An 18,539-nucleotide genomic window follows, 5' to 3' on the forward strand; every position below is an offset into this window, starting at 1 on the left:
GTCATCCGGCTGGCAAACGGCTCGATTAACGGAAGTTCTCACTTCTGTCGCTTGTCATGTCGTACAGACCAAACTTACGTCCAAGCTGCTGGCCGCCATCACGCGTTAACGGCGTCCAGCCAATCGCCGCACGGCTGCGGGTCGGACCTGACGAGAACAGATCCAGCGGCACGGATACGTACACCCCTTTGGTAAAATCACCCTCTCCGTACTCATCCGGCGAGGCGTCGGTAATGGTCGCATAGCCGCCTACCACAACGCCGCTGTCAAAGCGCTTCGCCACTTCCAGCGTTCCGCCCTTATCTCCCGCCAGATACTGGCCCACGCTGGCTTTCACCAGTACATCCTGAGCGAATGACGGATTCCAGTACGCCGTCAAATGCCCGGTCTTCACGCTGTAGTCGGTGAATTTCATCATGTCCTGCGCGCTACGCCAGTCACGCTGTTTCACGTAGTTGGCATCAACACCAAACGCCCAGTTGCTGTCTAACGGACGATACAACACTTCTGCCCCCGCTCCGCCGTACATGGTTTCCAGATAGCCAGCGTAAACCTGTCCGTAGAACCCGTTTCCGAGTGACTGGAAGTAGTTGGCCTGTAGGTTATTCACGTAGACATCGTTTTGCACATACTCGCGCACATGGGTACGCACTCGTGGCAAATGCGAATCCTGCGGCGGGTTGGTGTAGTTAAATTTGTCATAGTTATTGGCGAGGTTGGCGAACAAACTCCCGGTGGTCAGCAGGTGATCGGTAACCCACCAATCCGCCGTTCCCATCACGCCCAACTGATACATATAGAAGTTTTCCGGGCCGCCCACCGACTGGTTAAGCACCGGATCGATGTGGAAATCGAAGCGTGACTTATCGATATACCAGCCCTGCTCGGTCGTTTTCGGCACCACGGGCTCAACGCGTTTTTGCGCCAGCTGGGTTTCATGGCCCAACGGTTCGCCTTCCAGATGACGCTTGAGGCTGGAAACCTCCGTTTCGGTCGTCACCTGCGGCAAGTTAAGACGATTTTCCGTAATACGGATCGTGCGGATCCCATCGGGAAGATCGTTCATCACGATCCGGTTGGCACGTTCGATCCCTTCGCGCGAATCACGGTATTTCACCTGTTCACCGGTCACATACAGCGTATCGCCCTGCACCTGAATTTTAGGATCGGCCAGTCCGGCGTTATATTTCAGCAGCGTTAGCTGATTCGCCACCACCGAGTGTTGCAGGATGGCATCCTGCGGCTGTGGCTGATATTTCGGGCGGGCGTTGTCGTTATAGTTTGGCCGCAGATCGTTGAAGTTTGTCCGCAGCGTGACCCCAAACATAAAGGTGTTCCCGCGCTCATAGCTGAGGTTAACGTCGGCCCAATCGGTGACGCGATAAATAGCGCCGACGTTAAACTTGCTCTTCTGATCCAGCTTGCCCGCAAAATCCTGCTGGTAATTGTTTCCCTCATACTCCAGTTTCAGACGCAACGGCTGCCAGGGCGTCTGATACTCGACGCCGCCAAACAGCGATGCCGGGCCGTGGAACATCTGGCTGCCGTCAATAGAACCGGCCTGCTTGTAGCTGTTATCGCGATAGCAGAATTTATCGCTGTATGAGCAAAACGGATTGCTGACGTTACCGCTGGTCCCGAGATAACCCCAGCCCAGGCCAAGCGAAAAATCAAACGGCCCCCAGGCTTTATTCGCCACAATATACTCCGCATCGAACAGGCCAGTTCCGCCAATATCTCGCGCGCCAACCGCCACCTGCGGCATCCAGTAGCTCTCTTCCCACAGCCGCAGTTTGAGATCAAAAGCTTTATCCTTGTAAGTCTGATCGCCAGAAAACGACTCCACGCTACTGTATTTTTTGGTACGCACATCGGTATAACGCAGCGTGGTTTCCAGCCACGGGAAGAGCTGCACCGACGCAGAGTAGTAGCGGTACTGATCGTTATCGCGGTAATTGAGGCTCATTTCGCCCTCACGTGCCATGCGTGCGGTTGGGGTTTGCAGCAGTCCCACTCCGCCAAAATCGGACTGCGAAGGTCCAATGGGCGCGGGCCAGGTTTCACCGTGGCAGGCAACGCTTACGCCCAGCGCCAGTAAGCTGAGCAGGTAAGTTTTTCTCATTATTCGGGTATCCGCTGGGTCAGGGTGCGAAGAATGTCGGCATTAATTTCATCCGGGGTGCTGCTCCAGACAGCATCAGAGAGTCCGACATAAATGATGCTGCCGGGCATCGGCTCAACGTGACGTTTGTTCCAGTAAGCGACCGGTACTTTTTGCGTGCGCCCGTCAGGATAGATAACCCAGGCGAAGCTACGATCCGCGCCGCTGAGCCGACTTTGCCCATCGAGATAACTGGCAACATCACGCCCGGGCATAAACGGTTGTTTACCCGGATGGCTTAGCAGGCCAAACAGCGTGATATGCGTTGGCTGCGCTCCGACCCACAGCGTGTAATTGCCCTGCAACGGCGGGTTGCCTCGTTCGCTGACGCGCACAACATCCGGGTCAAGATTAATCATCTGCCTGCCGGTCACCTTCAGCGCCTGAATTTGCTGGCGTAATGTGTTGATAGCGGCAGCATCGTCACCGCTTTCTTCAGCGCCCAGCGTCGCCAGGCGAGCCAGTAATGCCTGCTGCTGACGTTCCGCCTCCGTCGTTGCCCGCTCTTCGCTGATAACCGCGCCTGGCCACCAGCTATTGCTCAACCGCGGCTGTCCAACCAGGTCGAGCAGATGTTCGGCCCCGGTCAGCGTTTTTGGCTCTTCGCTGGCGGAGGTAAAGACCTTAACGCTGCCCGCAGCAAAAACAGACGCTGCGCTCAGGTTCAACAGCAGCGCCATAACGACTCGTTTGATCATGATTTTGCCGCCTTAATCAGCGTGGTTTTCACCGGGAAGTAATGCGCGCCTAGATACTGTTCCGACTGGCGAATCTGCCCTTCACTGTCTATCCAGTAGCGGTTATGCCAGCGCGTTTGATCGGTCGTTATCTCTTCATCGAGGATCCGTACCGGCGTGTCATCGCTGCCGACCTTGATGGTGTCTGCGCCATCCCATTTGAAAACCGATCGCGCGGAGGCATAGCGTACCTGCTGATGTTCAGTCCAGCCCATTGTGCGGGTCCACGTTGCGCCATCGACTATCTGATTGGGTTTGATGAGTGGGTCTGCCGCCAGATTATTCACCTCAATTAGGTTGTCCCCGCCGAGATGCGTTTTCACAATGCGCCCATACTGCGTGACGAGAATAGCCCGATCCTGAGTCACCCATTTCTGCTGTCCGTTTTCCGCAAATGCGAGTACCACAAACAACTGGGGACCGCCGTTTAGCTGCATATACTGGCTGGCGTAGGGCATATTTTGGATTTCATCGTCCGTCATCTGTACGCCGGGAGTACCAAACACGCTATCCCACAGCGAATGCCCCAACCCTTCGGTGGTGGCTGAGCACGCCTGCAGTAACAGGCAAACCATTATGAGCGCTGGTCGCTTCACGACGTTTCTCCGCATTATTGCCGGGTGGCGCAACGCTTATCCGGCCTACAAATCCCACATACTTTTGGCAATTCAAAATAACCACACCGAAGTGTGGTTAGAATTAAACGTACCTTTATTACTGGGTACTGGTGGTTGTGGTGGTTGTGGTTCCGGTATTAGAACCATCGCCGCCACCGGTCGCCGCCAGGGCGACCCCCACTGCAGAACTTACGGTGCTCACGCTGGTTGCGGAGGAACTTCCTGCCGAAACCGACGCGGCAGCCGACCCTGCCGCCTCACCCACCTGAACGGGGGCGGCATAGACAGAAGTCGCCGCAAGCGCAGATATAGCCCACAGGCCATTCAGAACTTTTTTCATCACAAATTCCCTTCATTGTATGAATGGAGATTTACCCAAAAGAATTTCGGGCGAGATCGAGTATACACAAGCCAAAGTGTGCAAATTACGCCACGCGGGAATTTAGGATAATTAGATAACGAAAGGGAAAATGATTAAAAAATACAACAAAGACAAATAAATCAATAAATTAAAATATAAAAATTAAAATGCAATATCCGGTAAATCCGAAAACATCAGAAATTGAATAACATTAATAAAATTATTTTAGGATTAAGCTCAATTAAGGTATGAAGTTAGAACGTAGATATCCTGGAGCATTCTTATAAAAAAGCCGATATTAATATCGGCTTTTTATTTCATTAATGCCGGATGCGGCTAAACGCCTTATCCGGCCTACAAGTGTGTGCTATCAGGCACGCCAGGACTTATAACGGTTAATCAAACCGTTGGTAGAACTGTCGTGGCTGCTCACTTCGGAACCATCTTTCAGCTCTGGCAGAATGCGGTTCGCCAGCTGTTTGCCCAGCTCAACGCCCCACTGGTCAAAGGTGAAGATGTTCAGGATAGCGCCCTGAGTGAAGATTTTGTGTTCGTACAGTGCAATCAGCGCACCCAGGCTGAACGGCGTGATTTCGCGCAGCAGAATGGAGTTCGTTGGGCGGTTACCTTCGAACACTTTGAACGGCACAACGTGGTCTAGCGTTGCCGGATCTTTACCCTGGTCGCGGTATTCCTGCTCAACCACTTCACGAGATTTACCGAATGCCAGCGCTTCGGTTTGCGCGAAGAAGTTAGACAGCAGTTTCGGATGGTGATCCGACAGCGGGTTGTGGGTGATGGCCGGCGCGATGAAATCGCATGGAACCATTTTGGTGCCCTGGTGGATCAGCTGGTAGAACGCATGCTGGCCGTTAGTACCCGGCTCACCCCAGATGATTGGGCCAGTCTGGTAATCCACCGCATTGCCGTTACGGTCAACGTATTTACCGTTGGATTCCATGTTGCCCTGCTGGAAGTAAGCCGCGAAACGGTGCATATACTGGTCATACGGCAGAATCGCTTCAGTTTCGGCACCGAAGAAGTTGTTGTACCAGATACCGATCAGCGCCAGCAGCACCGGCAGGTTTTTCTCAGCCGGAGTGGTGGAGAAGTGTTTGTCCATCGCATGCGCGCCGGAGAGCAGCTCAACAAAGTTGTCGAAGCCTACGGACAGGATGATGGACAGACCGATTGCAGACCACAGGGAGTAACGACCGCCAACCCAGTCCCAGAACTCGAACATATTGGCAGTATCAATACCAAACTCGCCAACCGCTTTACCGTTAGTGGAGAGCGCTGCGAAGTGTTTGGCAACGTGCTTGTTGTCGCCTGCGGTCGCCAGGAACCAGTCGCGCGCGCTGTGGGCGTTGGTCATGGTTTCCTGGGTGGTGAAGGTTTTGGAAGCGACCAGGAACAGCGTGGTTTCCGGGTTCACTTTCTTCAGCACTTCAGCAATGTGCGTACCATCGACGTTAGACACAAAGTGCATGTTCAGGTGATTTTTGTACGGACGCAGCGCTTCGGTCACCATGAACGGACCGAGGTCAGAACCGCCGATACCGATGTTTACTACATCAGTGATGGCTTTACCGGTATAGCCTTTCCAGCTTCCGGAGATGATCGCTTCAGAGAAGGATTTCATCTTCTCCAGCACAGCATTCACTTCCGGCATGACATCTTTGCCGTCAACGATGATAGGCGTATTGCTACGGTTGCGTAGCGCCACGTGCAGCACGGCACGGTCTTCAGTGCGGTTGATTTTCTCACCGGAGAACATGGACTTGATGGCACCCGCCAAATCGGTTTCTTTCGCCAGATCCTGCAGTTTAGCCAGCGTCTCTTCAGTGATGCGGTTTTTGGAGAAATCCACCAGCATCAAATCGTCAAACGTCGCGGAAAACTTAGTGAAACGATCGCTATCTTTCGCGAAAAGATCCGCGATAGTAACGTCTTTCATTTCTTCAAAGTGTTTTTGTAGTGCCTGCCAGGCTGAGGTCTGCGTTGGATTGATGTTTTTCATTAGCAATACTCTTCTGATTTTGAGAATTGTGACTGAGATCGATTGTAACGCCAGTCACAGAAAAGTGTGATTGTTTTAATGCCATTGCCAGGGCATCCGCCAAACGTGGCTAAAAAGTATAGCGGTTATCAGCGTTGTTATTAGTACCGTTACTCAACGCAGTTGCAGCATGAAAAATCCGCATAATCCCAGCGTTGACAGTGCAAGCTACACATTTTATTTATAAATACGGTATTTGCATTTGCGCCTGCACCGGTTTCTGTTCTGCCTTATGTGCCATGGTCGCTCTATTCATTCCCTGACACGAGGTAGTTATGACTGATGTAGTTGTCTCCAAATTTGGCGGTACCAGCGTGGCGGATTTTGATGCCATGAATCGCAGCGCTGATGTAGTACTTTCTGATGCTAACGTCCGTGTAGTGGTACTTTCCGCTTCTGCGGGAATCACCAACCTGCTGGTCGCACTGGCTGAAGGGCTGGAGCCAACCGCGCGCTTCGAAAAACTCGATGCCATTCGTCAAATTCAGTTCAATATTCTGGAACGCCTGCGTTATCCAAACGTGATACGTGAAGAGATCGACCGTCTGCTGGAAAACATCACCACGCTGGCTGAAGCGGCGTCACTGGCGACCTCAACTGCGCTGACCGACGAACTGGTCAGCCACGGCGAACTGATGTCTACCTTGCTGTTCGTCGAGATCCTGCGTGAGCGCAACGTGCAGGCGCAGTGGTTTGACGTACGTAAAGTGATGCGCACCAACGATCGTTTTGGCCGCGCAGAACCTGACGTCGCGGCGCTGGCCGAACTGGCAACGCTCCAGTTGGCCCCGCGTCTGAGCGAAGGTCTGGTGATTACTCAGGGCTTTATCGGCAGTGAAGGTAAAGGCCGCACCACCACGTTGGGGCGCGGCGGGAGCGATTATACGGCTGCCCTGCTGGCCGAAGCGCTGCACGCCACGCGCGTCGATATCTGGACCGATGTTCCTGGCATTTACACGACCGATCCGCGCGTTGTTCCGGCGGCGCAGCGTATTGATGAAATCGCCTTTGAAGAGGCCGCAGAAATGGCGACCTTTGGCGCGAAAGTGCTACACCCGGCAACGTTGTTACCTGCCGTACGTAGCGATATCCCGGTGTTTGTTGGCTCCAGTAAGGATCCAAAAGCAGGCGGTACGCTGGTATGCAATAAAACCGCGAATCCACCACTGTTCCGGGCGCTGGCACTGCGTCGTAAGCAAACGCTGCTGACGCTGCATAGCCTGAATATGCTGCACTCTCGCGGCTTTTTGGCGGAAGTGTTCGGCATCCTCGCACGCCATAATATTTCGGTCGATTTAATTACCACATCCGAAGTCAGCGTGGCGCTGACGCTGGATACCACCGGTTCGACCTCCACCGGCGATACACTGTTAACACAGTCTCTGCTGATGGAACTGTCTGCCCTGTGTCGGGTTGAAGTGGAAGAAGGCCTGGCGCTGGTGGCACTGATTGGCAACGACCTGTCCAAAGCCTGTGGAGTGGGTAAAGAGGTGTTCGGCGTACTGGAGCCATTCAACATCCGCATGATTTGCTACGGCGCGTCCAGTCATAACCTGTGCTTCCTGGTGCCCGGTACTGAAGCCGAACAGGTGGTACAGAAGCTGCACCATAATTTGTTTGAGTGAGTAGATGCCAACGCCCGATGGCTCTTGTCCCATCGGGCATTTTCACCGCATCACCGTTTCATATAACAATCTGTCCAACTCCCTGACATCGCCTTCCCGACTATCCGGTAACGTCGGCGGAATCTCTCCTCTTTCCAGCTCGGCGCGGATAAACGCATGCAACAGTGGACGGCGCGGGCCGTATTCCGCTTCACCCGCACACTGCTTGCGCTCCAGCAGCTCATCAATTTCCTGACGCAATGGCGCATCCAGTTTACTTCCCGCCAGCAGCTCGGCAAAACGCATCGGTGGCACGCCTTTCCCCGCCTCCACCCAACGCACCGCCAGCAGCGGGCGAATGACGTAAAAGTACTTTTTCAATCGCACGTCGTCACCTTGCAGATAGCCACGGAAGTTTTTCCGCGCCATCGAGTAGTAGTGCCAGCGGGCACGTAGCGGGGAAAACCATTTGGGCACCAACGCTTTCAGCGCCGACACGGTCACTTCATCCTGTTGATAGACCACTGGCGAATCCAGCCACTCAATAAGCGTAGGGTTTGCGCCTTTCAGTAATCCTAGCGCCTTGCGCCATTCCCAGCCGCAGACGTCCAGCTCATCATCTATCGGCAACTCGATAACATCTCGTGGCGCTTCGATCCGCAGATACCACTCGGGCGGATGAACATAGAGAAATCGCACGTCGTAGTCGCTGTCCGGCGAGGCAAATCCCCAGCCACGGCTGCCGGATTCACAGGCATACAGCACCCTGACGCCATAGCGCTGCTCAACCTCTTTTAGCTGGCGCAATACCCTTTCACGCATCGCGCCGTCCACTGTGTTGTTGCTCATTATTCTTATCCTTTTATGTTCACAAGGCCGTGCAGCACCTGGTCCAGGCCCCCGAACACCGAGATTTTATCGATACGTTCAGCGACTCTTTCAAGGGTTTCCAGCTCTTTTAAGCGCAGCGCCACCGGGTTGTTTTCCATCACTTTCGCGGTATTCAACAGCGATCGCGTCGCGGCAGTCTCTTCACGACGGCGGATCACGTTGGCCTGGGCGGATTTCTCAGCTTCAACCAGTTGGGACAGGATGGCCTTCATATCACCCGGCAGGACAATATCTTTCACGCCGAGCGAAGCGACCTCGATACCAAACGGCGTCATTCGGGCTTTCACCTGTGCGCTCACCACCTCATCGATCACCTGCTTATCTTCCAGCAGCTCGTCCAGCGTGCGCGTTCCCACCGCTTCCCGCAGGGCAAACTGCAATTCGCGGTAAAGGTGATCCAGCGGTTTGGTTAGTTGGCCAAAAGCCAGCAACACATCGCCATAACGCCAGTTTGCGGCCAGATTTAAACGCAGGTTGACCTTATCCTTGGTCAGGATCTCTTGTCCACCGACCTCCAGTACCTGTAAACGAGTATCAACAACTTCGGCTTCAATCAGATGGTTTACCTTCCAGTATGCGGTCAACCCCGGCGGCAACAGCGTCTGGGTTTCGCCATCAATTTTCAGCACACCAACATGCCACGCAGGAACCTGTACCGTTAAGATAGCTTCACGACCTTTCACCGTACCGTTACGTCGTGGCTGTAACACTGCATTCATCACCTCAACCGGTACCGAAACCTGACGCGTATCCATACGCACCAGCTTCAGTGCTTCCTCTGCGCGCCAATACAGACGGCGCGTTCCCGGTGGCAAAATTTCCTGCAAGACGCCGTTCACATACAGCGCACCCGCTTCGGTATCGGTTAAATCGGCCACCACACAGTACTGCTCCACCCATGCAGGCTGGAAGCGACGTAAATACTCCGCCAGAGCTTCCGGAATTTCGCTGCCATCGGTATTGATCACCAGAACATCCGGTGTGTTAAACCATGGCAAACGGTGTTCACCTGCATCCAGTACCTGATAGTAATCACCCTGTCGGGATAACAGGCCAAGCTGGCCTTTACGAATAGTGATTTTTTTCTTCATTTTTTATTCCTTATTGTGAGTCAGGCGCGGGTGCAGGGGCGAAGCGGCAGGGGAATTCCCTTTTGCCTGTCGCACGGCATCTTTACCGGCAGCCTGTTCTGGAGCGTGCTAACTGCGCATCGCTCCGTTTTATTTCTATGATTAACAACCAGTTTTCATTCGGAGGATGAAATTGGGAATCGAACCCACTGTGTGTCAGCGGCTGACGGAACACTCCCGGAAAACAGCCTGTGCCGTTCCTGACGTGCCGGCGGGGTTTAACCCCCTGCGTTTTCAGCGTGATTGACGTAAGAGTTATTGCCAGAAGCGTGCCAGAAATGAAAATCGTCAGAATTTATTTTTAATGAATTGATTTATATAAATTTAATTGTTGTCGCCAATATTGGCAGTTGTCTCACTCGGTTAATTTTTTTATCTTTTAATCTCTTAACTTATCTTTTTGGATAAACCATGAAAAAGCGGCGGGTTGTAATTGGCGTACTGGGTACGGTGCTGGACAAACGCGGTAAACGCGCCAATCGGTTTAAAAAGTGGCGCCCCACGGTTGGATTGTGCCAACAGCCTGATTTCCCTGTCGACAGACTGGAACTGCTCCACCAGCCACGCGATGAAGGCATGGCGCAAAGGTTGATTGAAGACGTCGCGCTGCTCTCACCTGACACCGAAGTACGCCCGCATGCCGTGACTATTAACGACCCCTGGGATTTTGAAGAGGTCTACGCCGCCTTTCTCGACTTCGCCACCCACTACAGCTTTGATACGGAAAACGAAGAGTATCTGGTGCACATCACCACCGGGACGCACGTCGCGCAGATCTGCTGGTTTCTGCTAACGGAAGCCCGCTACCTGCCCGCCAGCCTGCTGCAAACCAGTCCGGCACCTGCCGGTTCATCGGATGAGGCCGTTGCCGCCGGCGTTTGCTCGGTAATCGATCTCGATTTAAGCCGCTACGCCACGCTCACCAGTCGTTTTCAGCGCGAACAGCAGCAGTCAGTCTCTTTTCTGAAGGCCGGGATTGATACGCGCAACGCCACCTTCAATAAACTGATCGAGCGCATTGAGCGTGTGGCTCTACGTTCGACCGACCCGATCCTGCTCACCGGTCCCACCGGTGCGGGTAAATCCTTTCTGGCGAAACGTATTTTTCAGCTACGCCAGTCGCGGCATCTGGTGGCGGGAAAACTGGTCGCCGTCAACTGCGCAACCCTGCGTGGCGACAACGCGATGTCTACGTTGTTCGGTCACGTGAAAGGGGCGTTTACTGGCGCACTCACGGCGCGCAGCGGACTGCTGCGAGAAGCGGATGGCGGCGTGCTGTTTCTCGATGAGATAGCCGAACTGGGGTTAGACGAACAGGCCATGCTGCTAAAAGCGATTGAAGAAAAAACCTTTTTCCCGTTTGGCTCGGACAAAGAAGTACAGAGCGATTTTCAGCTGATTGCCGGAACCCATCGTGATATGCAGCAATGGGTCGCCGAGGGCCGTTTTCGCGAAGATCTCTACGCGCGTATCAATATGTGGAACTTCGCCCTGCCCGGTCTGGCGCAGCGGCGGGAAGATATCGCTCCGAACGTCGAGTATGAGCTACACCGTTTTTCCAGCAGTAAACAGATGCAGATCCGTTTCGACAAAGAGGCACGTGCTTGTTATCTGGCATTTGCCAGCTCCCCACAGGCGCAGTGGCGCGGCAATTTTCGCGAGCTAAGTTCATCCATCGCGCGAATGGCGACGCTTGCCGAACAGGGACGCATCACCTTATCCCTTGTCGAAGAAGAAATTGCGCTGTTAAAAGAGAGTTGGCAGATTACCGCTTCGCAACCGGAACTGAACATGGACATTGACCTTTTCGATCGCCGCCAGTTAGAAACGGTGCTGGAAGTGTGTCGCCGCAGCGCGTCGCTGTCGGAAGCCGGACGCGAACTGTTTGCCGTCTCACGGCAGAAAAAAGCCAATCCTAACGATGCAGACCGATTGCGAAAATATCTCGCCCGCTTCGGGCTGAGCTGGGAAAGCGTTCGCAGCGATCAGATACAATAAGCAATATCTAATATTACCCAATCTGAACTGTTACTGGTTTTCCTAACTTCACCAGCATCATGACCAGCGCATCAAGGGTAAATTTGTTGGTTTTCTGATTAACAACATCTGAAACACGGGGCCGGGAAATATTCAGTTTCACAGCAGCTTCCGCTTGTTTCAGATGGTTTTCATCAATCCATCCGGAAATTTCTTGCATCAACTGCTGCTTCAGGCGAATGAGTTGTTCGACCTCGCATTCAGCATCATGCTTTAAGCTCTTCGCTTCCGCTTCTGCAAACCCCAGTTCGGCAAAAATATTGACATCCGGAGAGGTTACATGGCGAACCTTATTATCAACGGTATTGTTCATTTCTGATTCCTGTCTTCTTGCAAAGCGGTTCGATATCTAACTTTAGCAATGTGTTTATCGTGCTCAGAAGTACGTTTCGTCTTTTTATTGAAGCAATGCAGTACATAGACCGCGTTAGCATAGCGAGCAATGTAGATGATTCGGTACGCGCCAGATTCATACCTGAGCCTTACCTCCTCAACACCTCGACCTATCTCTGGCATCGGCTTCCAGTCAGCAGCTTCTAATCCAGCCTGTAGACGATGTAGCTGAAAACCAGCGGTTTTACGTATATCTTCAGGAAAGCTTCGTAAATCATCAAATGAACTGCCAATCCAGACAATGGGCTTTAAGGCCCGCTTTATTGAAAGCATAACACATCCTTGTATAAAATTTTATACAAACAATAAAATGTGTAACCCACACGTTTTCCTGTCATTACGCTAAATCAGAATAGAAATTCCGTCACTTCAACAAGCTATATTTTGCGAGGCTCTTTCAGGATTAGTTTTATTCTGCACGAATTACCGTACACTGAGGATATCGGCTAACAGAGGGCACCCTTATGGCACTCCCCCGCATTACCCAAAAAGAGATGACCGAGCGCGAACAGCGTGAACTGAAAACGCTGCTCGACCGCGCGCGCATTGCACATGGTCGTCTGCTGACCAACGCAGAGACCAACAGCATCAAGAAAGAGTACATCGATAAACTGATGGCCTTGCGCGAAGCAGAAGCTAAAAAAGCCCGCCAGTTGAAGAAAAAGCAGGCCTATAAACCGGATGCGGAAGCATCGTTTTCCTGGTCAGCAAATACGCCGACGCGCGGCAGACGTTAACGTCCCTTCTTCTTACGTCCCGGCGAAGTAAAACGCTTACCGTTTGCCGCCGGGCGCGATTTCTCTTTCTCCGCTGATTTTTCGATTTTCACCACCGGACGCTTAATGCCTGCGGTTTTTGGCTTCGCTTTCGCCTTCGGTTTGGCTTCTGAGGACGAGTTCTCAATCAGCTTGAACAGATCGATCAGTTCGTCATCTGTCAGGTCGCGCCATTCACCAAGCGGCAGGCCAGACAAACCAACGTTCATGATACGCGTACGCTCAAGCTTGGTAACTTCATAGCCAAAGTGTTCGCACATACGACGGATCTGACGGTTAAGTCCCTGAATCAGCGTAATGCGAAACACAAACGGCGCTTCTTTCTTCACCTTACATTTTTTGGTGACGGTACCGAGAATGGGCACACCGGCCCCCATACCACGGATAAAGTCATCAGTGACCGGCTTATCGACCGTCACCAGATATTCTTTTTCGTGATCGTTACCGGCACGCAGGATTTTATTCACCAGGTCGCCGTGGTTGGTCAGAAAGATAAGCCCCTGAGAATCTTTGTCCAGACGACCAATTGGAAACACGCGCTTGCTGTGATTCACGAAATCAACAATGTTGTCGCGTTCGCTGTCTTCGGTGGTGCTGACAATCCCTACCGGCTTATTCAGCGCGATAAAAACCAGATCTTCCGCTTCACGCGGCTCAATCAACCGACCATTTACTTTTACGACGTCGCCAGGCATCACCTGATCGCCGATGGTGGCGCGTTTACCATTCAGGAAGACATTCCCTTGTTCGATAAAGCGATCCGCCTCGCGGCGCGAGCAGATTCCGCTTTCACTGATGTATTTATTTAATCGGATAGATGAGTCGGGCAGCATAGTTTCTCCTGTATACACTTCATCCTTCAAGCTGTCTCTGCGTTGGCTGCCCTCACTCACCCAGGTCACATAGCAATCTATGCTCCCGGGGATTCGCTCCCTTGCCGCCTTGATACAACTTGAATGACTTTGTGTATTAAAAGCGAAATATACCCTACCTTGCGGACGATAAAAAATAATCGTGTTCGACTGTCCACGCGCTATTTGTGATCCGTCACACCTTTTGACACAAAAGTGTCAGCGATCCATCCCTGCAATTTTGTTGAGTGAAAACAAGCAGAATCAATACATTAGAGAGGTATGCACATCTGTGCCGACAACGCGCCATCACCACATCAAATGTGCAACACAATCGGTCATTTCAGGGCGCTGAAATAAGTGAAAATAGCTTTGAGATGGAGAACAGATGGAGTTATATCAGATCAAGAAGGCAATTTCGTGATTTGCACAAATGTGCAGGAGTCCAAAAATGGCGACGGAAAACAGCGATGATATCCGCCTGATCGTAAAAATAGCGCAGCTGTATTACGAACAGGATATGACACAAGCGCAAATCGCCCGCGAGTTGGGTATTTATCGCACCACGATCAGCCGGTTACTAAAACGTGGACGCGAGCAGGGTATCGTCACCATCGCCATTAATTACGACTACAACGAAAATCTGTGGCTGGAACAGCAGCTAAAACAGAAATTTGGCCTGAAAGAGGCGGTCGTAGTCTCCTGCGATAGCGAGCAGGAAGATGAACAACTTAATATGATGGGCGTACATGGCGCACAGTTGCTGGAACGCTTACTGGAACCTGGGGACATTATCGGGTTCTCATGGGGCCGCGCGGTACGGGGACTGGTGGAAGGATTATCTCCTGCCAGCCAGTCGCGCCAGCTGATCTGCGTACCGATTATCGGCGGACCATCCGGCAAACTTGAAAGCCGCTACCATGTCAATACGCTGACCTACGGCGCTGCGGCAAAGCTCAAAGGGGAATCACACCTGGCAGATTTCCCGGCACTGCTGGAAAACCCGCTGATCCGTAACGGGATCATGCAGTCACGACATTTTAAATCGATTTCTGCGTACTGGGATAATCTGGACATCGCGCTGGTCGGGATTGGATCTCCGGCGATACGTGATGGCGCCAACTGGCACGCTTTTTACGGCAGTGAAGAGAGTGATGACCTGCATGCCCGCCAGGTTGCCGGAGACATTTGCTCGCGCTTTTACGATATCAACGGTGTAACCGTAGAGACCAATATGAGTGAAAAGACGCTCTCCATCGAAACCAATAAATTAAAACAGGCGCGTTACTCCATTGGCATTGCAATGGGTGAAGAAAAATACAGTGGGATATTAGGCGCATTACGTGGGAATTATATTAACTGTTTAGTTACCAACAGCCATACCGCTGAATTATTGTTGAAGTAAATAAATTCTAATTGGTCCTGCCATAATTAATTTTATGTGGGATCCCCTTATCTGAATCGGGAGTTTATTATGCAAACGTGGTTAAACTTGCAGGGCAAAGTCATTATTGTTACCGGTGGCGCATCTGGAATTGGTCTGGCGATTGTCGAAGAGTTATTAGCGCAAGGCGCTAATGTACAAATGACAGATATTCATGGCGGAGAAGGTAAATACGATAGCCATGACGGGTATCATTTCTGGCCAACGGATATTTCCAGTGCCAAAGAGGTTAATCATACTGTCGCTGAAATTATCCAACGCTACGGACGTATTGATGGGCTGGTAAATAATGCTGGCGTTAATTTCCCGCGTCTGCTGGTCGATGAAAAAGCACCCGCCGGGCAATACGAACTCAACGAAGCTGCTTTCGAAAAAATGGTTAATATCAACCAGAAAGGTGTGTTCTTAATGTCGCAGGCAGCGGCACGCCAAATGATAAAACAGCGTAACGGCGTGATTGTGAATGTCTCTTCCGAAAGCGGACTGGAAGGTTCTGAAGGTCAAAGCTGTTACGCCGCGACCAAAGCCGCATTGAATAGTTTTACCCGTTCCTGGTCGAAAGAGTTGGGCAAACACGGCATCCGTGTAGTTGGCATTGCACCTGGCATTCTGGAAAAAACCGGACTGCGGACCCCCGAGTATGAAGAAGCGCTGGCCTGGACCCGCAACATCACCGTCGAACAGCTGCGCGAGGGCTACACCAAGAACGCGATCCCGATTGGTCGATCAGGGCGCTTAAGCGAAGTCGCTGATTTTGTTTGTTATCTTTTATCTGAGCGCGCCAGTTACATCACCGGAGTAACCACTAACATTGCGGGCGGAAAAACGCGCGGCTAAGGAGGTTTTATGGTCAATGCAATCTTCTGTGCTCACGGCAAACTGGCCTGCGCCATGCTGGAATCGGTACAGATGGTCTACGGTGATGCCAACGTTGAAGCCGTGGCATTTGTTCCCGGAGAGAACGCCAGCGACATTGTGGAAAAGCTAAAAAAGTTAGTAAGCATTCACACTGGCGATGAATGGCTGATTGCCGTCGATTTACAGTGTGGCAGTCCCTGGAATGCTGCCGCGACGCTGGCGATGCACAATCCGGCGATACGGGTCATTAGCGGGTTATCACTGCCGTTGGCGCTGGAGCTGGTAGACAACCAAAGCAGTATGAATGTGGATGAACTGTGCGAACACCTGACGACCATTGCTCAACAAACCTGTGTCGTCTGGAAGCATCTGGAAACGGCCGAAGAGGATTTCTGATGAACATTACCCTTGCTCGTATTGATGACCGCCTGATCCACGGTCAGGTCACCACCGTCTGGTCGAAGGTGGCGAATGCCCAACGGATTATTATCTGTAATGACGACGTTTATAACGATGAAGTACGTCGCACATTATTACGTCAGGCTGCCCCACCGGGAATGAAAGTGAACGTCGTTAATATCGAAAAGGCGGTCGCGGTTTACCATAATCCGCAATACCAGAACGAAACCGTTTTTTATCTATTTACCCGCCCACAGGATGCATTAGCAATGGTCAAGCAAGGCGTGAAAATCGCCACGTTAAATATTGGTGGCATGGCCTGGCGGCCTGGTAAAAAACAATTAACCAAAGCCGTTTCTTTAGATAACGACGATATTCACGCGTTTCGTGAGTTAGATAAACTGGGTGTTACGCTGGATTTACGCGTTGTCGCATCCGATCCATCTATTAATATTCTCGAAAAAATAGAAGAACAATCGTTCGCTGAATAAATAAAAATGCCTGTGTACTTATACTTTAACAGGCAGGGATGATCACATTCACAAGGTGACATATTATGGAAATAAGTACCCTACAAATTATCGCCATATTCCTATTTTCCTGTATTGCCGGAATAGGCAGCGTGCTGGATGAGTTCCAGACCCACCGTCCGCTAATTGCTTGTACCGTTATCGGCCTAATCCTTGGTGATTTAAAAACCGGGATTATGCTCGGCGGCACGCTGGAGTTAATCGCTCTTGGCTGGATGAACGTCGGCGCAGCGCAGTCTCCCGATTCGGCGCTCGCCAGTATTATCTCCGCCATTCTGGTTATCGTCGGTCAGCAAAGCATTGCTACCGGTATCGCCATCGCCCTGCCAGTCGCGGCGGCAGGTCAGGTGCTGACGGTATTCGCCCGTACCATCACCGTGGTGTTCCAGCACGCGGCAGATAAAGCAGCCGAAGACGCCCGCTTTCGCACCATCGACATGCTGCACGTTTCCGCTCTCGGCGTACAGGCGCTGCGCGTTGCCATTCCTGCATTAATCGTCTCGCTGTTTGTCAGCGCCGATATGGTCAGCAATATGCTCAACGCCATTCCGGAATTCGTCACCCGCGGATTGCAGATTGCCGGTGGCTTTATCGTGGTGGTCGGCTACGCCATGGTGCTGCGCATGATGGGCGTGAAGTACCTGATGCCCTTCTTCTTCCTCGGGTTTATCGCTGGGGGTTATCTCGATTTGAGCCTGCTGGCTTTCGGTGGGGTTGGCGTGATTATCGCGCTGGTCTACATCCAGTTGAACCCACAGTGGCGTAAAGCCGAACTGCAGGCGCAACCCGCCTCTTCTCAAGCTCTCGATCAGCTTGATGACTAATGGAGCCAGCCATGGAACAGAAAAAACTGACCAAATCCGACCTTTTTAGCATGTTTGTTCGCTCCAACCTGCAACAGGCGTCATTCAACTTTGAACGCATTCATGGGCTGGGCTTTTGCTACGACATGATCCCTGCCATCAAGCGCCTGTATCCGCTGAAAGAGGACCAGGTTGCAGCACTCAAACGCCACCTGGTGTTTTTCAACACCACGCCTGCCGTGTGCGGCCCGGTGATTGGCGTGACCGCCGCGATGGAAGAAGCTCGCGCCAATGGTGCGGAAATTGACGACGGTGCCATCAACGGCATCAAAGTTGGGCTGATGGGCCCGCTGGCCGGTGTTGGCGACCCGTTGGTCTGGGGAACATTGCGCCCGATTACCGCCGCGCTCGGCGCATCGCTGGCGCTGTCCGGAAACATTCTCGGCCCACTATTGTTCTTCTTTATTTTCAATGCAGTACGTCTTGCCATGAAGTGGTACGGCTTACAGCTTGGCTTTCGTAAAGGGGTCAATATCGTCAGCGACATGGGCGGCAACCTGCTGCAGAAACTGACCGAAGGCGCATCGATTCTCGGCCTGTTTGTCATGGGGGTACTGGTCACCAAATGGACCAGCATCAACGTGCCGCTGGTGGTATCGCAAACGCCTGGCGCAGACGGCACCACCGTCACCATGACCGTGCAGAACATTCTCGACCAACTCTGCCCCGGCCTGCTGGCGCTGGGTCTGACGCTGCTGATGGTGCGTCTGCTCAACAAGAAAATTAACCCGGTATGGCTGATCTTCGCCCTGTTTGCGCTGGGAATTATCGGTAACGCGCTGGGCTTCCTGTCCTGATTTTTTCGCCCCGGCGATGCCGGGGCAACTT

Annotated in this window: 19 protein-coding genes; 9 read left to right on the top strand and 10 right to left on the bottom strand. The window is 52.3% G+C overall.

Going from position 1 to position 18,539, the window contains the following annotated elements:
* Positions 1 to 25: 25 nt before the first annotated feature.
* From SK38_RS16040 to pgi, 5 genes are all read right to left on the bottom strand, one after another.
* Entirely contained in the window at positions 26 to 2,122 is a 2,097-nt protein-coding gene (locus tag SK38_RS16040; protein WP_048236355.1) for a YjbH domain-containing protein, read from the bottom strand.
* Entirely contained in the window at positions 2,122 to 2,859 is a 738-nt protein-coding gene (locus tag SK38_RS16045) for a capsule biosynthesis GfcC family protein (RefSeq protein WP_048236357.1), read from the bottom strand. Before SK38_RS16045 ends, SK38_RS16040 begins: the two co-directional genes overlap by 1 nt.
* Positions 2,856 to 3,494, bottom strand: a complete 639-nt coding sequence (locus SK38_RS16050; protein ID WP_048236359.1) for a YjbF family lipoprotein — start codon at positions 3,492 to 3,494, stop codon at positions 2,856 to 2,858. The genes SK38_RS16045 and SK38_RS16050 overlap by 4 nt, the downstream gene beginning before the upstream one ends.
* Positions 3,495 to 3,612: 118 nt before the next feature.
* Positions 3,613 to 3,855 (bottom strand): exopolysaccharide production protein YjbE, encoded by a 243-nt coding sequence (gene yjbE, locus SK38_RS16055; protein ID WP_048236361.1) that lies wholly within the window; start codon positions 3,853 to 3,855, stop codon positions 3,613 to 3,615.
* Between the two features lie 391 nt (positions 3,856 to 4,246).
* Positions 4,247 to 5,896, bottom strand: coding sequence for a glucose-6-phosphate isomerase (gene pgi, locus SK38_RS16060; RefSeq protein ID WP_003826559.1), 1,650 nt, complete (start codon positions 5,894 to 5,896; stop codon positions 4,247 to 4,249).
* A 314-nt stretch (positions 5,897 to 6,210) separates the two neighbouring features.
* On the opposite strand from pgi, the gene lysC reads away from it, so the two are divergent.
* The gene (gene lysC, locus SK38_RS16065) at positions 6,211 to 7,560 is read left to right on the top strand and encodes a lysine-sensitive aspartokinase 3 (RefSeq protein ID WP_032942084.1); all 1,350 of its coding nucleotides are present in this window, start codon (positions 6,211 to 6,213) and stop codon (positions 7,558 to 7,560) included.
* 42 nt (positions 7,561 to 7,602) lie between these two features.
* Here the strand turns inward: lysC and SK38_RS16070 are convergent, their stop codons facing one another.
* Together SK38_RS16070 and SK38_RS16075 are read right to left on the bottom strand one after the other, a co-directional pair.
* Positions 7,603 to 8,388: a nucleotidyltransferase domain-containing protein gene (locus SK38_RS16070; RefSeq protein ID WP_048236363.1), complete on the bottom strand. Its 786-nt coding sequence runs from the start codon at positions 8,386 to 8,388 to the stop codon at positions 7,603 to 7,605.
* A 5-nt stretch (positions 8,389 to 8,393) separates the two neighbouring features.
* Entirely contained in the window at positions 8,394 to 9,521 is a 1,128-nt protein-coding gene (locus tag SK38_RS16075; protein ID WP_048236364.1) for a slipin family protein, read from the bottom strand.
* A gap of 450 nt (positions 9,522 to 9,971) precedes the next feature.
* On the opposite strand from SK38_RS16075, the gene rtcR reads away from it, so the two are divergent.
* Positions 9,972 to 11,558 carry an RNA repair transcriptional activator RtcR gene (gene rtcR / locus SK38_RS16080; RefSeq protein WP_048236366.1) on the top strand — a complete coding sequence of 529 codons (1,587 nt, stop codon included), beginning with the start codon at positions 9,972 to 9,974 and terminating at the stop codon, positions 11,556 to 11,558.
* 13 nt (positions 11,559 to 11,571) lie between these two features.
* Here the strand turns inward: rtcR and SK38_RS16085 are convergent, their stop codons facing one another.
* Positions 11,572 to 11,910, bottom strand: a complete 339-nt coding sequence (locus SK38_RS16085) for a helix-turn-helix domain-containing protein (RefSeq protein WP_008786903.1) — start codon at positions 11,908 to 11,910, stop codon at positions 11,572 to 11,574.
* Positions 11,907 to 12,263 (bottom strand): type II toxin-antitoxin system RelE/ParE family toxin, encoded by a 357-nt coding sequence (locus tag SK38_RS16090; RefSeq protein WP_008786902.1) that lies wholly within the window; start codon positions 12,261 to 12,263, stop codon positions 11,907 to 11,909. Before SK38_RS16090 ends, SK38_RS16085 begins: the two co-directional genes overlap by 4 nt.
* Positions 12,264 to 12,454: 191 nt before the next feature.
* Here SK38_RS16090 and SK38_RS16095 point away from each other — a divergent pair, with 191 nt between their 5' ends.
* A complete protein-coding gene (locus SK38_RS16095) occupies positions 12,455 to 12,727 on the top strand; it encodes a YjbD family protein (protein ID WP_003826541.1) in 273 nt (90 codons plus the stop codon).
* On the opposite strand, the gene rluF is transcribed toward SK38_RS16095, so the two are convergent.
* A complete protein-coding gene (rluF, locus tag SK38_RS16100; protein ID WP_008786901.1) occupies positions 12,724 to 13,599 on the bottom strand; it encodes a 23S rRNA pseudouridine(2604) synthase RluF in 876 nt (291 codons plus the stop codon). The two genes, SK38_RS16095 and rluF, sit on opposite strands and share 4 nt — an antisense overlap.
* A gap of 469 nt (positions 13,600 to 14,068) precedes the next feature.
* Here rluF and SK38_RS16105 point away from each other — a divergent pair, with 469 nt between their 5' ends.
* The 6 genes from SK38_RS16105 to SK38_RS16130 all read left to right on the top strand — a co-directional run bounded on the left by SK38_RS16105 (position 14,069) and on the right by SK38_RS16130 (position 18,508).
* Entirely contained in the window at positions 14,069 to 15,022 is a 954-nt protein-coding gene (locus SK38_RS16105) for a sugar-binding transcriptional regulator (RefSeq protein ID WP_032942077.1), read from the top strand.
* A gap of 69 nt (positions 15,023 to 15,091) precedes the next feature.
* Positions 15,092 to 15,898, top strand: coding sequence for an SDR family oxidoreductase (locus SK38_RS16110; RefSeq protein WP_048236367.1), 807 nt, complete (start codon positions 15,092 to 15,094; stop codon positions 15,896 to 15,898).
* A 9-nt stretch (positions 15,899 to 15,907) separates the two neighbouring features.
* Positions 15,908 to 16,315 carry a mannose/fructose/sorbose PTS transporter subunit IIA gene (locus SK38_RS16115; RefSeq protein ID WP_003031647.1) on the top strand — a complete coding sequence of 136 codons (408 nt, stop codon included), beginning with the start codon at positions 15,908 to 15,910 and terminating at the stop codon, positions 16,313 to 16,315.
* Complete coding sequence (locus tag SK38_RS16120) at positions 16,315 to 16,809, top strand: PTS sugar transporter subunit IIB (protein WP_048236368.1); 495 nt, start codon at positions 16,315 to 16,317, stop codon at positions 16,807 to 16,809. The genes SK38_RS16115 and SK38_RS16120 overlap by 1 nt, the downstream gene beginning before the upstream one ends.
* A 65-nt stretch (positions 16,810 to 16,874) precedes the next feature.
* The gene (locus tag SK38_RS16125) at positions 16,875 to 17,672 is read left to right on the top strand and encodes a PTS mannose/fructose/sorbose transporter subunit IIC (protein WP_048236370.1); all 798 of its coding nucleotides are present in this window, start codon (positions 16,875 to 16,877) and stop codon (positions 17,670 to 17,672) included.
* Positions 17,673 to 17,683: 11 nt separating this feature from the next.
* Positions 17,684 to 18,508: a PTS system mannose/fructose/sorbose family transporter subunit IID gene (locus SK38_RS16130; protein WP_003031641.1), complete on the top strand. Its 825-nt coding sequence runs from the start codon at positions 17,684 to 17,686 to the stop codon at positions 18,506 to 18,508.
* Positions 18,509 to 18,539 lie beyond the last annotated feature (31 nt).

This window comes from Citrobacter sp. MGH110 (genome assembly GCF_001037515.1).
Taxonomy (GTDB): Bacteria; Pseudomonadota; Gammaproteobacteria; order Enterobacterales; family Enterobacteriaceae; genus Citrobacter; species Citrobacter portucalensis.